Annotated in this window: 14 protein-coding genes; 9 read left to right on the top strand and 5 right to left on the bottom strand. The window is 45.2% G+C overall.

Annotation, left to right across the window (positions count from 1 at the left end):
• The first annotated feature begins 8 nt into the window (after positions 1-8).
• On the top strand, positions 9-1,418 hold the full coding sequence (locus ACQP6D_RS08825) for an FAD-dependent oxidoreductase (protein ID WP_427857981.1): 1,410 nt from the start codon (positions 9-11) through the stop codon (positions 1,416-1,418).
• A gap of 80 nt (positions 1,419-1,498) precedes the next feature.
• Here ACQP6D_RS08825 and ACQP6D_RS08820 read toward each other — a convergent pair whose 3' ends face one another.
• Complete coding sequence (locus ACQP6D_RS08820) at positions 1,499-3,127, bottom strand: FAD-dependent oxidoreductase (protein ID WP_427857980.1); 1,629 nt, start codon at positions 3,125-3,127, stop codon at positions 1,499-1,501.
• Positions 3,128-3,140: 13 nt separating this feature from the next.
• The gene (locus ACQP6D_RS08815; protein ID WP_267391434.1) at positions 3,141-4,649 is read right to left on the bottom strand and encodes a polyamine aminopropyltransferase; all 1,509 of its coding nucleotides are present in this window, start codon (positions 4,647-4,649) and stop codon (positions 3,141-3,143) included.
• A 244-nt stretch (positions 4,650-4,893) separates the two neighbouring features.
• On the opposite strand from ACQP6D_RS08815, the gene ACQP6D_RS08810 reads away from it, so the two are divergent.
• The 6 genes from ACQP6D_RS08810 (at position 4,894) to ACQP6D_RS08785 (ending at position 9,933) form a co-directional block, all read left to right on the top strand.
• Positions 4,894-5,292 (top strand): DUF350 domain-containing protein, encoded by a 399-nt coding sequence (locus tag ACQP6D_RS08810; RefSeq protein WP_100139677.1) that lies wholly within the window; start codon positions 4,894-4,896, stop codon positions 5,290-5,292.
• Between the two features lie 28 nt (positions 5,293-5,320).
• Positions 5,321-6,352 carry an SPFH domain-containing protein gene (locus tag ACQP6D_RS08805; RefSeq protein WP_267391432.1) on the top strand — a complete coding sequence of 344 codons (1,032 nt, stop codon included), beginning with the start codon at positions 5,321-5,323 and terminating at the stop codon, positions 6,350-6,352.
• Positions 6,353-6,360: 8 nt separating this feature from the next.
• Positions 6,361-8,223 carry a DUF4178 domain-containing protein gene (locus ACQP6D_RS08800; protein ID WP_427857979.1) on the top strand — a complete coding sequence of 621 codons (1,863 nt, stop codon included), beginning with the start codon at positions 6,361-6,363 and terminating at the stop codon, positions 8,221-8,223.
• Positions 8,223-8,588, top strand: a complete 366-nt coding sequence (speD, locus tag ACQP6D_RS08795; RefSeq protein WP_370388575.1) for an adenosylmethionine decarboxylase — start codon at positions 8,223-8,225, stop codon at positions 8,586-8,588. Before ACQP6D_RS08800 ends, speD begins: the two co-directional genes overlap by 1 nt.
• A gap of 226 nt (positions 8,589-8,814) precedes the next feature.
• Entirely contained in the window at positions 8,815-9,552 is a 738-nt protein-coding gene (locus tag ACQP6D_RS08790; RefSeq protein WP_427857978.1) for an MBL fold metallo-hydrolase, read from the top strand.
• 81 nt (positions 9,553-9,633) lie between these two features.
• The gene (locus ACQP6D_RS08785) at positions 9,634-9,933 is read left to right on the top strand and encodes a helix-turn-helix domain-containing protein (RefSeq protein ID WP_427857977.1); all 300 of its coding nucleotides are present in this window, start codon (positions 9,634-9,636) and stop codon (positions 9,931-9,933) included.
• A gap of 78 nt (positions 9,934-10,011) precedes the next feature.
• On the opposite strand, the gene ACQP6D_RS08780 is transcribed toward ACQP6D_RS08785, so the two are convergent.
• The gene (locus ACQP6D_RS08780; RefSeq protein ID WP_100152195.1) at positions 10,012-10,818 is read right to left on the bottom strand and encodes an outer membrane protein assembly factor BamD; all 807 of its coding nucleotides are present in this window, start codon (positions 10,816-10,818) and stop codon (positions 10,012-10,014) included.
• On the opposite strand from ACQP6D_RS08780, the gene rluD reads away from it, so the two are divergent.
• Together rluD and pgeF are read left to right on the top strand one after the other, a co-directional pair.
• Positions 10,817-11,941, top strand: coding sequence for a 23S rRNA pseudouridine(1911/1915/1917) synthase RluD (gene rluD, locus ACQP6D_RS08775; RefSeq protein WP_427857976.1), 1,125 nt, complete (start codon positions 10,817-10,819; stop codon positions 11,939-11,941). The genes ACQP6D_RS08780 and rluD overlap by 2 nt on opposite strands.
• A gap of 12 nt (positions 11,942-11,953) precedes the next feature.
• Positions 11,954-12,748, top strand: coding sequence for a peptidoglycan editing factor PgeF (gene pgeF / locus ACQP6D_RS08770; protein WP_427857975.1), 795 nt, complete (start codon positions 11,954-11,956; stop codon positions 12,746-12,748).
• Between the two features lie 86 nt (positions 12,749-12,834).
• Here pgeF and ACQP6D_RS08765 read toward each other — a convergent pair whose 3' ends face one another.
• Together ACQP6D_RS08765 and ACQP6D_RS08760 are read right to left on the bottom strand one after the other, a co-directional pair.
• The gene (locus ACQP6D_RS08765) at positions 12,835-13,671 is read right to left on the bottom strand and encodes a hypothetical protein (RefSeq protein WP_427857974.1); all 837 of its coding nucleotides are present in this window, start codon (positions 13,669-13,671) and stop codon (positions 12,835-12,837) included.
• Positions 13,672-13,909: 238 nt separating this feature from the next.
• Positions 13,910-14,362 carry a hypothetical protein gene (locus ACQP6D_RS08760; RefSeq protein WP_371688035.1) on the bottom strand — a complete coding sequence of 151 codons (453 nt, stop codon included), beginning with the start codon at positions 14,360-14,362 and terminating at the stop codon, positions 13,910-13,912.
• Between the last annotated feature and the right edge of the window lie 78 nt (positions 14,363-14,440).

The raw sequence follows: 14,440 nt of genomic DNA, 5'->3' as shown, positions 1-14,440 counted from the left end.
AACACCACATGAGTCAACGCGAAAATGTTTATCAGTTTATTGATGTACCGCGTGTCGATCCACCGAAAGAACCGCTGAGCGTACGCCAGCAGGAATTTGCGGAAATTTATCAGCCCTTTACCACAGCACAGGCAATTGCTCAGGCAGACCGCTGTCTGGCCTGTGGTAATCCGTACTGCCAGAATAAATGCCCGTTGCACAACAACATTCCTAATTGGCTGCGACTGGCGAATGAAGGGCGGATTATCGAAGCAGCTGAGTTAGCACACACCACCAACAGCCTTCCTGAAGTCTGCGGTCGCGTGTGCCCGCAGGATCGTCTGTGTGAAGGCGATTGTACCTTGAATGCGGAATTCGGCGCCGTTACCATCGGAGCCATCGAAAAATACATCACCGAACAGGCATTTGCGCAAGGTTGGCATCCAGATATTGCCACCGTGGAGAAAGTGGGTAAAAAAGTAGCGGTGGTTGGAGCCGGCCCCGCCGGCCTCGGCTGTGCCGATGTTCTCATCCGCAATGGTGTGGACGTGACCGTATACGAACGGGCATCCGAAATCGGCGGCCTGCTCACCTTTGGTATACCGGCGTTCAAATTGGAAAAAGAAGTCATGATGCGGCGGCGGCACGTACTCACTGATATGGGCATAGAATTCAAACTGGGTGTCAATGTCGGCACCGACATTAGCTTGCAAGAGCTTGAGCAGCAATATGATGCAGTGTTTTTAGGCGTGGGTACTTATCAGGGACTACGTGCCGGCATCGAAAATGAAGAGGCCAGCGGTGTTTATCTGGCTTTGCCCTATCTGATTGGCAATACGGAACATCTGCTAAACATCGATAGCAAAGATTATGTATGCATGGAAGGTAAGCGTGTGGTGGTGCTTGGTGGCGGCGATACTGCCATGGATTGTGTACGCACCGCGCTGCGGCAGCAGGCTAAAGAAGTAATCTGTGCTTACCGCCGCGATGCTGCCAATATGCCGGGCTCCAGAAAAGAATTCAACAATGCGCGGGAAGAAGGCGTGCAGTTTAAATTCAATGTGCAGCCTCAGGCTGTGGTGACAAACGAAGCTGGCATAGTAACGGGCATTCAGGTTGTCCGCACCAGCATGGGTGCACCAGACGAACGCGGCCGGCGCCGTGCCGAAATCATAGCCGGTAGTGAAGAAATCATTACCTGTGATGCCATAATTGTAGCCTTTGGATTTGCACCTCACAGCATACCGTGGTTAGGTGAAGTTGGTGTCACCGTGGACGAACGCGGCCGTATTCAGACTAGTGGTGAATACAAACAGCAGACCGCCAATCCAAAAATCTTTGCTGGCGGCGACATCACCCGTGGTTCGGATTTGGTGGTTACCGCCATAGCAGAAGGACGTGATGCCGCACAAAGTATTATGGATTACTTCGAAATCTAGTATATCAGTAGCAGATTAAGCAGCCTGTGGACAAGTTCGTACACAGGCTGTTGTTTTTCAAATCAGACCTGTAATCAATATTACTGTTGTGCCAGAATCTGCTCAGCGGCACGTTTACCCCAATAGCAGGCTTCCTCGAAAATCGAATAGCCGGATAAATCACTATGGGCAAACTGTAAACGACCCTGATACGAGCGCAACGCCATTAAGCCCGCATTGGTGAGATAACCGGGCTGTGGTACGGCCATGGCATGGCCGCGTAGACTGATACGCGCCTGTACCATACGCTTTCGTAGCACAATGCCATAAATCTCTTCCAATTCTTTAGCCGCGCATTGGTATATTTCTTCAGGTGAGGCCGATAGCATCCAGTGACGTATGTTGGTCGGCGAATCATGATTCAATGCTGTATAGGCAGTGAAAGATGTAAAGGGTGGCGGCCCTTGCCGAATTTGCTGGTGCGTGGCCACCACATAGCCTAGCCCATCACCTTGATACAAAATGTTGTCCCATGCCAGCGCGCTGCCTCTTTTTTCTGGCGGCATGCCGCGCAGCAAAAAATTAGCCACAATCCAAGGGGCATACTGAGGCATATGGGTCTGCGGCTGAAAACCATATCGCTGAATATTCTGCACCACGTGAGCTGCGATATACAGTGGCATGGCACAGATTGCATGCTGTGCCTGTAGCCAGAAATATTGCTGTTGTGCAGTACAGATTAACAGACGTACTCCCTGAGCCTCTTCTTCAATCGAAACTGCATAAGCACGGAGACTGCGCGGCTGAGTAAATGGCTGATCGGTTTCAGGAATGTTTTCGATAGCTTGCAGACGGCAAAATGCGCGTATCCGCTGTGACAGCTCATGTAAACCGTGCGGCCAGGTCAGCACTGTACCGTGTTCATTCTGCTCTGTGCCACGGGCGCAGAAATAGTGCAGGCCGGCCCACGCACAGATTTGGCCGATGCCTTGCCCATAGTCATCTCGACAGCAATAGTCCAGATACCACAGCAGAGTAGGCGAGTGATAACCTTGCTGTTCCAGCCAATTGGCAAAAGTTATCCGTTCCAGACGGCGCCATTCGTTGTCGTTACTGGCCAAATCCAGCGGAATGGTAAATACACGCTTGCCATCCACACCGCGCTGGCTGCTGAGCTGATGAATAAAACGGAAAAAACGCTGACTATCGGCATCACGCTGAGGCAGCAATTCATTCTGCCAGTGTTGCTGATAGAATAATCGCTCATTGGGCACCTGTAGCAGTGAGCGCTCATCATACACACCATGCTGATACAGTTGTAAATCGCCGAGTAATTCTCGGATGTGTTCCGATTCCGGTGAGGGTAGGGGCAGATAATGCGCACCGGTGGGGTAATCCACACCAAACTGGTGTTCACCGCGATTATTGCCATTGCGTTCAGCACCATCAAGTAAAATATAATCGTGCATGCCCTGTCTGGATAACTGCCAGGCAGCAGACAGCCCCGCCGCACCACTGCCGACAATCACCGTATTCACATGGCGTGTTGGAATATTAGCTGGAGGTTGTCGTTGCGCATCACGAATAGCATGCCCCACAGCTTTACCGGGGAAATCCACACTGATTGGTGGCTGCCCTGGTGCAAAATAGCGCCACGCCTCATAGCTGCTCAAACCCACCATACTGGCGCCCAACACATTGCTGAGAAACCGGCGGCGACTGATTTTCATCTGCTTACCCCTATCAGCGCATCACCGCGCGCCAGTCAGCCTCAAAATATTCCACTAACTTCTGCGTGTTTAAATGATTTGGTTCTACTGCTCGCCGTTGCATATCTTTTGGAAACACAAACATTTCGCGTGTCGTTTCTGCATCTAGATAGCGTGTCGGCACCCGATAATGGTCTGGAATCAGAAACTCACCAGTCTGATTGGCCATCACATAGCCCCACTCACCAAAAGAAGGGACATACACATGAAAAGGTAGCGTTTTTAATCCGGCTGCTTCCAGTGTATTGACAATGCACCAGAACGCATTAGGTGCAAAGTAAGGTGAAGTAGACTGCACCACCAGATTACCATGCGGATTTAAATGTCGCGCCACCATACGGTACATTGGTACCGAATACAGTTTGCCAAGAGAAAAATTGGAAGGGTCAGGAAAATCGATAATCACTACATCGAATTTTTCCTGATTGTGTTGCAGCCATTGCGCTGCATCCGCATTAATAATGCGCAGTTTCGGGTGATTAAGGGAATTCTGATTCAGCTCACGCAAAGCTGCCGAAGTACGGAAAACACGCGTCATACTTGCATCCAGATCCACCAGCGTAATCTGACTTACCTGTGGATATTTCAGCACCTCCCGTGCTGCCAGCCCATCTCCGCCACCTAGTATCAAAATGCGGGAGGCCTGTGGATTCTGCTCCATCACCGGCAGTACCAGTGCTTCGTGATAGCGTGCCTCATCCACTGAAGAAAACTGTAAATTACCATTAAGAAACAATCTTGTATCATTATGCCATTTCGTAATCACCAGCCGCTGATAAGGAGAAGCGGTGCTAAACACCACTGGGTCACCAAAATAATGTTGTTCTGCTTTATTCGTAATGTGATTGGCGTAACAGAAAAACAGCAATAAAACCAACAGCACTATATTGCCGCGCATACGTAGACGCTGGTAACGAGGTAGCTCGTGCTTAAACAGCCGCGCTGTCAGCAGTGCCACTGCCGTATTTAAAATCCCGAACAACAGCGCACTTCTTGCCATGCCCAGCTTTGGAGCCAGAATCAGAGGAAACAACAACGAAACAGCCAGCGCTCCTAGATAGTCAAAAGTCAGTACACGGCTGACCACTTCTTTAAACTCCACCTCACGCAGATTCAGCACCCGCATCACCAGCGGCAGCTCCATTCCCGTAATAATACCGATAATCAGCACCAGCCCGTATAGCACCGAACGAAAAGGTGCCGCAGAAAAACCAAATAAAACAAACAAAAGCAGCGCCGAAACACCGCCGACAATTCCCACCAGAATTTCAATATCAATAAAGCGGCTCAGCGCATCACGGTCGGATATATAACGAGTCAGATGCGCACCAATGCCCATCGCAAACATATACACACCGATAATCGACGAAAACTGGAGTATCGAGTCACCAAGCAAATAGCTGGCCAGTGCCGCCATAATCAATTCATAAGCCAGCCCACAACTGGCCACAACAAACACAGAAACAATCAAAGCAGGATTCACAAATTATCCTTTTAATATTTTTTCAGCATCACAGCAGCCACCTGCCGTCCGTTGAAACCAGCTCTGTAATAAAAATAAAGCATCCCGATTAAAAAATACTTAATAAATATTTCTGCTCTAGCAACAAACCTGATACCACATTTCAAGCTAAAGCTAACAAATTGCAAAAAAAAGTAAATAATAAACTATACAAAAACATTATTATACGGTATGTTAAAAAACTAAACAGTCAGGATAATAAACTATGGTAATTACTCTCTGGCAGTACATACAATATTTAAAATATTTTGGCGTTGCCCTGTTGCTACTTATCGTATTTATTATTTTTTATATACGAATAACTCCGGTAGCCGAACTAAAATTGATTAAGCAGGGCAACCTTGCCTGTGCCGTCTCAATGAGCGGCGCCATGATCGGATTCTGCATCACCCTCATTTCCAGCATGTTGCAATCTGTCAATCTCATCAGTTTCATCATCTGGGGCGCGGCAGCCATGATTGTGCAGATTCTGGTGTACTTTATTGCCACATTGCTTATCCCCAAGGCCAATTTCGAACTGGCGAACAACAATATCGCCGTCGGCGCCTTGTTTTTCGGGCTGTCAGTGTCTATCGGCATCCTTAATGCAGCTGCACTAAGTTAACAATCAAACATCTGAACGGGATACAAAAATGGTTCTGAACTCAATTTTTGGCATTAACAAACTCGGTGGCTTCATCAAGAAACAATTCATTGATGTAATCCAGTGGGAAAACCCCGACCCTGAAGTCCTGATGTGGCGTTTTCCGATTAAGGATCAGGAAATTCAAAACGGAGCCGCACTCATTGTCCGCGAATCACAAAATGCCTTGTTTGTAGACGAAGGCGCCATCGCCGACCTGTTTGGTACCGGTACATTCACACTCAATACCCAGAATCTGCCCTTACTAACCGATCTCAAACATTGGGGTAAATTATTTCAATCACCATTCAAATCCGACGTGTACTTCTTCAATATGCGTCAGCAGCTTTCCAGACGCTGGGGCACCGCACAGCCGGTTACCATCCGCGACAATGATTTCGGTGCTGTTTCTGTGCGTTCATTTGGTATGTATTCATTCCGTATTGCCCAGCCAGAATTGTTTTTTAGCCAAGTAAGCGGTGTATGCGAAGAATACCGCACCGAAACACTGGAAGAACAGCTGCGCAATCTGGCTGTTACTCAGCTTGCATCCGCTTTTGGCAACGCAAATATTCCTTTTCTGGATATGGCCGCTAATCAGATGCTGCTGTCGGAACAAATGACTACTCTATTACAACCGGCATTCACAGCCATGGGACTTGCGCTGGAAAATTTCACCGTAGAAAGCATTACCCTACCAGAGAGCCTGCAAGAGCGGCTGGATGAACGCATGGGCATGGGTATCGTTGGCGACATGGGACGCTACACCCAATACCAGACGGCTCAGGCTATTCCACTGGCTGCACAGAATGAAGGCGGAGTAGCCGGCATCGGAGCTGGATTAGCTGCCGGTATGAATATTGCTAATGTCATGACTTCAGGTATCACCGGTGCTGCCACTTCCGCACCGGCCTCTAAACCAGAAACAGCAGATATAACCGCTCGATTGTCACAGCTGAAAACCCTGCTGGAGCAGAATCTTATCAGTCAGAGCGACTATGATTCAGCTAAGGCCGAGATTCTCAGAAAACTCACTGACTAAATGGCTGTATGAACAGTTTTTCCTATCTGCTGCACAGTACTTGTCCGAGCTGTGGTGCCGAAATCGGTATACGCTCAGCAACCGCCGTCACCGCAGTTTGTGGCTATTGTCATTCTGTTTTATTAATCCAACAGAATGCATTAGTACTATCCGGCCGCCATTCTGCAGTTTTAAATGATCTATCACCACTGCAAATCGGTACTACCGGGATGTGGCAGGGTAAACCGTTCACCCTCATCGGGCGTATGCAAGTCAGCTACGAAGCCGGTTCGTGGAGTGAATGGCATGCACTGATGCATGATGGCAGCAGTGCATGGCTATCTGAATCCAATGACCGCTTTGTTTTCACCCGCCTGCAGTCTACACCTCCTCAAGCGAAAGCTTTACCAGAATTCAGCAATCTCAAAGTAGGAAGCTCTTATTTCAAATACAGAGACCGGCACTATGCCGTAGCCGATATCCGTGATATCCGCCGCGGCCAGTATGCAGCCGAAGGCGAACTGCCGGTGCCTTTACCTGAATCGGAAAAGGCACAGGTAGCAGATTGCCGCAATGGTACATCCTTCATTACACTAGATTACGCCGACGGTCAGGCACAGCCACAAGTCTTTGCCGGTAAAGGCGTGGCACTCAGTGCCCTGAGACTGCAAAACACCCGTACACCCGACCAGATTCGTACCCGTTCCGGTTATGTCAAGGGCAGTACCAAAAGAGGTAAATGTCCTAATTGCGGCGGGGAAATACGCTGGGTAAGCGGTGTGGCAGACCACGTTGTCTGCCAGTATTGCCGCAGCCAGCTCAACATGAGTGAAGAAACGGCTCACCAGAATGCGACGCATGAAATGCGTGAGCATCAACAACGCGCTCTAACCATTAAAATCGGCAGCAAAGCACGCATTGATAATGAAAACTGGTGGGTGCTGGGCGCCATGGTGTTGTATTACGTACCGGTAGAAAAAGTTATGCCGGATGTACCGCTTTATATCCAGCTGGCTGAACGCAAAGAAAGTGAAGATGAGAATGACTCAGCTGGCTGGACAGAATATCTGCTCTATTCACCCAAAAAAGGGTTTCTATGGCTGGTGGAGCAGGGAAAAAACCAATGGGCAATAGCTACCACATTGGATGACTGGCCGGTTCTGAAAAAACCGCTAGAACCAATTGATGCAAACAAAGACAGCGTCCCATTTTTATATGATTACGCAGCTCAAGTTGAGTATGCAGCTGGAGCCTTTTACTGGCAAGTCTCTCCTGGCGACAGAATGTATTACATCGATTATGGGTGCGAAGAGCGTAAATTATCTACCACCCTGACCCGAAACGAACAATCATGGTCTGTCGTCAGCAATATACCGGCGACACTGGTGTCTGCATGGTTTCAGGGAAATAAAAACATCAGCATTGATGCCAAACCCATGCCTGCTGATAAAGCAGCAGTTCTTGTTCGTGAACATCAAAACATTAAAGCAAACGATTTTACCAAAGCCAACATTAAAAGCTGGCGGGTGAAAAACGTATTGCATCTCAGTACCGATATCTACACGCCAACCTTCTGGATGCTGGTATTTATTGTTTTGAATTTGCCTATTTTTATTAAAATTTTTATTGCTGGTGTAGCAGATTTTGAATATCTGTTCACGCCTTTGTGTTGGCATATTCTTGCCTATGGATTACTCCGTGATTTTCCTTATCGGGAACTCTTTATATTCGGTTCAGCAGAAGGTTATAAAAAATTCAATATCTTCATGGCTATCCTGATTGTGATCGGCTTTACTTGGATAAATTATGCTTCGTATTCTTCTGAGAAAGCAGATGATTCTACTGTTGGTCACAGCTATTATGGAGGTAGCAGTGGACATTGGCACAAATAATGCAGAATAATCATATTATCGGGCAGCACTGTCTGCTGGATGTTTATCAGTTGGACAGCAAATGGTTACAGAACAGTAGTGCAATTGAGCAGCTCCTGCGTCAGCTAGCCCAAGCTGCACGGGCACATATCTTAGAAAGCTATTTTCATACTTTTGGTGGTAGTGGAGGCGTAACCGGCGTATTGCTACTGGCCGAGTCACATATCAGTATCCATACGTGGCCGGAGCATCAGTATGCCGCTATTGATATATTTATGTGTGGAAAGTTGCTGGCAGAAGCAGCAGTTACTGAATTAAAACAATTGCTACCAGACGCACAGATGCACATTCGCTGGCTGGCACGGACATATCAGCCACAAGAATAAATGCCAGTTTCATTGCTTTTGAGCATAAAATTTCGCAGATTCAGCAATACTGCAAAAAATAAATAGCTGGCAAACAAACAGGCCAGTGCAACACAATTAGCAATCAGTAAAAAATTTTTAAAAACGAGATATTAACTTTTATAGATGTTCATCACTATCGGCTACTATAATTCCAATACAGGCTAATTAGCTTACGGATAAAAGTATCGAATAAGGTGAGCATAAAATGAAAATAATTGTACTTGCTATAAAGTTTGAATATAACGGTATTGAGCAGATAATTAATCCTGTAATTATACAAGATGATAGTCATATGATCTTAATTGATGCGGGGTATCCTTGTCAGTTTGAGTTATTTAAGGCAGCAGCAAAAAAGAGTGATATTGATTTAAATAAGTTATCTCATATTATCATTACGCACCATGATTTTGATCATATAGGTTCGTTAGCAGAATTTAAGAAAAGATTTCCTCATATTCAAATATTGTCATCAAGTATAGAAAAAGCTTATATAGAAAAGCATAAAAAACCATTGCGTTTAGAGCAAGCAGAAAAAAGATATCCTTTCTTGTCTGATAATGAAAAGCAACAGGCACTGATCTTCCATAAAATATTAGAAAATATAGAAGGTGTTGAGGTAAATGATATTTTGCACAACCATCAAGTTTTACCTATTGGTGAAGGGGTAGAGGTTATTTTTACGCCTGGGCATACCCAAGGTCACATATCGTTATATATCAAGGAAAATAAAACCCTGATAACGGGTGATGCACTTGTTTTAGCTAATGGTAAATTATTTATACCTTTTCCAGAGTTTGCTTATAATTTAGCTCAAGCCCAAAGTTCTATAAAAAATCTAATGAATTATGAGATTGATGAGATGATTTGTTATCATGGGGGCAGATATAAAGGTAACTGGCAAGATATATTTATTTTAGACAATGATTTAATCGAAAATTCATAAACACAAGCATAATGTTTAATATTGATACCTATATTCTTAATATAAAATACGCGGTGTTAGCTAATACTTTTTAATTAAAAAGTGAATAATGAAGCAGCTAAAAATTTAAATATTACCCAACCCAACTTGTCGACAGCGGTTAAAGAGTTAGAGGCCGAATTTGGCATTGAAATTTTTGTACGCACTTCAAAGGGAGTATCTTTATCAACCGATGGTGTAGAGTTTTGGGGTATGCCAAAAACAATCAAACCTAGAATAAATAATATCGATACAAAATCACCCTCAACTCAAAAACATCAATATCCAAATTATTATCTTATCTGGAGAAAAATTTTTATAGCATACAGGATTAAAAAGAATTTCAGTCTCCAGTCCAAATAACAAAATAAAAAATTAGACCGATACCTTGTATCGATCTAATAGGAATGTTCATCGGTTTTTAAGATTCACTGTTAGGTTTTACTTCCAATAACGCCACCATGGAATGGCATTGTGATCCTGCCACGGAGATTGCAGATAGGGGCTATTTGGAAAATTCTGTGCCAGAACGCGCTTGGTATCATCACTGAGCTTCTGCTCACCCAGTTTTTCATACGCAGAAACCATAATAGCCAGCGCTTCCTCCACATTAGGCGTATTCTGATATTGAGAAATAACCGTCTGTGCACGGCCAACAGCCGCCAGCCATGCACCACGTTTCATATAATAACGTGCTACTGAAAGCTCATTTCCGCCTAGTGCATCCAGTAGTTTCTGCATCTTATCGCGAGCATCAGCAGCATATTTACTTTGAGGGAAATATTCTACTAGTTGAGCAAAAGTGGTATAAGCTTCCCGGTTAGCTTTCGGGTCGCGGTCAGACCAATCTTGTTTGGCCAGCTTATTAACAAAGGATTTATCCTCATTCAGCTGAATCAGTGCTTTCAAATACAAAGCGTAATCCATATTGGGGTGCTGCGGGTACAAACGCTGAAACTGTTCAATTGCCGCCAATGCTTTATCATTCTCATCATCTTTATAATAAGCATATGCCGTGTCCAGCTGAGCCTGCTCCGCATACGAACCATACGGGAAACGAGACTGCAGAATTTCGTATAATTTCTCTGCATGAGTATAATTACGATGCATCAGCTCATCGTGTGCTTCATTATACAGACGCTGAACAGACCAGTCCTGAGTAATCTGGGAATCCTTATCGACCGTACTTGTGCTGGCACAGGCACTCAGTAAAAGGCCTAAGGCCACCGCCAAAAACAAATTTTTCATGAAAGACACTTCTTTGTTAGAGAATGATGACGATTATAACGATGATTTGCCCTTTGCGGCAGATGAAGCTGCACAAAGTTATAAAAATTGGACCGTACCTAATGAACTAGCCGGCCTACGCCTAGACGCAGCATTGGCCAAACTGGCACCTGAGTTCTCCCGCAGCCGTCTCACTGCCTGGATCAGGGAAAATCACGTTACCGTTAACGGCCACATCGTACCGCCGAAGTATAAACTGATCGGCGGTGAAACCATACAGGTAGCCATACAACAGGATGAAAGCCAGCTCGCATTCACCCCCGAAGCCATGGCACTAGACATTATATATGAAGATGATAGCGTACTGGTATTGAATAAACCGGCTGGTCTTGTTGTACATCCCGCAGCAGGCAATTGGCAGGGCACACTACTGAACGGCCTGCTCGCCTATTGCCCAGCACTGGCACAAGTACCGAGAGCCGGTATCGTGCACCGTCTAGATAAAGATACCAGCGGCCTCATGGTTGTAGCCAAAACCGTGCCGGCACAAACACACTTAGTACGCCAGCTACAAGCACGGACTGTTAAACGGATCTATCGTGCAGTGGCTGACGGAATCGTACCTTATGATGGCAAAATCGAAACACTGATTGGCCGAGATCCGCATAACCGCACACGAATGGCCGTGGTACCGTTTGGTGGCAAAGAAGCCATCACCCACGTCAAAGTGCTCGAACGATATGCCGATTTCAGCTATATCGAATGTCAGCTCGAAACCGGACGTACCCATCAGATACGCGCACACATGAAAGCCGCAGGCCATCCGCTTGCTGGAGATCCGCTCTATGGCAATCCGCGCCATCCAGCTACCACCGAAGCCAAAGCAGCAATAAAAGCAATGGCACGGCAGGCACTGCATGCTTACCGGCTCAGTTTCATTCATCCGCAGACACAAGATAAAGTACAGTTTGAAGCTTCACTGCCCGAAGATATCTATCACTTACTTTCTGTACTGCGTCTACAGGCAGGCATGGATTCAGCCATCAAAAACGCTGATGAATGGCAGAAACGTCTGACTGATGATGAAGACGAAGACTGGGATGACGATGATTACGACGTGGATGTAATTTACATACGCGAATAATAAGGCCGCCGCATGAATACAAAATGGGACATGAATCAGGCACTTGGTCTGAGTCAGGACAAAAACACCTTTGCACAGGCAGACTGGCCAGCACCAAACAATGTACATACCCTGATCACTACACGACTGGGTGGCATCAGCAAAGCGCCATTTGCATCATTGAACGTTGGTGCACACGTAGGTGATCATCCTCAAGCCGTAGCACAAAACCGCGCCATCGTGCAACAGCAGGCAGCACAGCTAATCGCCTATCTGAATCAGACTCACAGCGTAAATGTAATCGCAGCCACAACGGCATTATCTGCATTGCAGTCTGGACAGCCAGCTGAAGCCGACGCCAGCTATAGCCGCCAAGGGGAAAAAGTCGCCTGCGCCATCATGACAGCCGATTGCCTGCCGGTACTACTGTGTGACCGTGCCGGTACAACCGTAGCTGCCGCCCATGCCGGCTGGCGCGGACTGGCCGGTGGCATATTGCAAAATACCATAGAAGCCATGCGGGTCAGCCCATTGGAAATACTGGCTTATCTTGGTCCGGCAATCGGACCCGAAGCTTTCGAGGTCGGCTCCGACGTATGGAAAGCTTTCTGCCTGCATCAGCCCAAAGCACAGGCTGCTTTTACTGATATCGGCAACAACCATTATCTTGCCGATATATATGCGCTGGCACGGCTAGCTCTGGCAGATGCCGGTGTACATCAAGTCTATGGTGGCACAGAGTGTACGGTATTGCAGCGCGAACGCTATTTCTCGTATCGGCGTGATGGACAAACAGGCCGCATGGTTAGTGCCATCTGGCTTGATTAAAGCGTATCTCATCGGCTTAACTTTCCGTTTGGTTAATCACAAGCATAAAATGTGACATCAAACCCAAAGGTAGATTTCAAGAAAAATCAATTGTTAAGCGGCGGTAAACCAGCATTCTGCAATACAGCTTCAATTTCCTGCATTAATGCTGAGGCAGCACTTAGACCCAGATGGGTAGGGCAGGTAAACATATTTTCAGCCTGCCGATGAGAATACTGTGTACATTGATTAACCAATAAATGACTTTCCGGTGGTGCCGTTTTAATTAACCATTGCCCGCCAGCCCATGAAACCCAGTTTTCCCATTCAGCAGAAAAGCGGTTTTCTGCCAGCCTTATGTGAAAGCCACGGATATTCATCCACTTATTCGCTACGGGTACCGGAATATTGTGGTAAATCTGAGCCTGACGCATCAGATGACCGGCGATCCGGATATCGTGATTTCCACAGCCTACTGGATCCAGCGTAACTAAAAAACGGCAGCGGATACCATGAGCAGCCAATATCCGGCTCAGATGCGCACCGTTCCAGCCGCCAAGGCTGTGGCCAACAATAAAAACCTGAGTATGCTGGCCAATATTTTGGCATAAACGGATAAACGCCGGATTTAGTCTCAGCGAAGGCACCGAAGCATCATGATAACGTTTAGCCTCACGGTAAAAAATTTCTGTATAACTTAAATAATCACAACGATAATAATGCCGAACAAATACAGACGGCAAATGCCAGTGCGCTTGCAAATATCTAAACATACGAAAATGAAAGCGCCGTGCTAGATGATAGGTAATACGATGCGGCCACGGACTCTTCAGAGGCAAATTGACATTACCCCACAAAAAAGATTCCTTATCAGCTGCACCACCTATAAAGAGCACATAAATTAAAGGCCTAGAAGAAGTATCATTTGTGAATATATGGTTCATAATTAAACGTACACAACAAATTAGTTTTGATATACACAATACTTCTCAAGATTTTGGGTTATTGCATAAAATTGAAGATAAGATGTCTAATCCATACTCTAAAAATATAATTTAATCCTTATTTAACTGATTTTTCTGTCTAGTTATTTTTATCCACCCCTCTTTCTGCTGCTACATGAGGCAGAAAACAAATATATATTTATAGAAATAAAAAGAAAAACTACAAAAAACTTTAAGTTTAGCTGAGTAATGATTTTTTAATTTTATTAATCCGAATACCATCACGAATATTTAAAATGATTAATATGCAGTTTATTAATCCGGCACATAGTTCTAAGGTTTGTACTGAATAAAAAGTACTATCTAACATCTGAAATGAAAGATACTCTAGATATATAGCACAAGGAATAAGGATAAAAACGCCATTCAACGCAATAAATGGCATTCTCTTTCTCTTCTTTAAAATATTAACATTTTTTGATTGCCCAGCCAGTTTGAAACCAATAGCCCCTGTGATAATTAAACATGGAATCAGAACAAACAGACCGCGCCAAACAATCAAAGATTTTACTTTTTGAATTAGAAGAATATTTCCACTTATTTCTGCATAAATGGTACTGCCCATAAATAATAAAATTAATATTAAAGATATTAATCCTGTAACCTTGTGCAAATTTCTCAATATTTTCATTAATTACCCCAATAAAACAAAAAATTATATTAATTTATGTGAAATCAATTAATAATGAGCTTATTTATTATAAATAAT

This window comes from Snodgrassella sp. CS2 (assembly GCF_050310315.1).
GTDB lineage: Bacteria > Pseudomonadota > Gammaproteobacteria > Burkholderiales > Neisseriaceae > Snodgrassella > Snodgrassella alvi_E.
The sequence above is the reverse complement of the archived record's forward strand: the minus strand, read 5'-3'. Positions and strand labels throughout refer to the sequence as shown.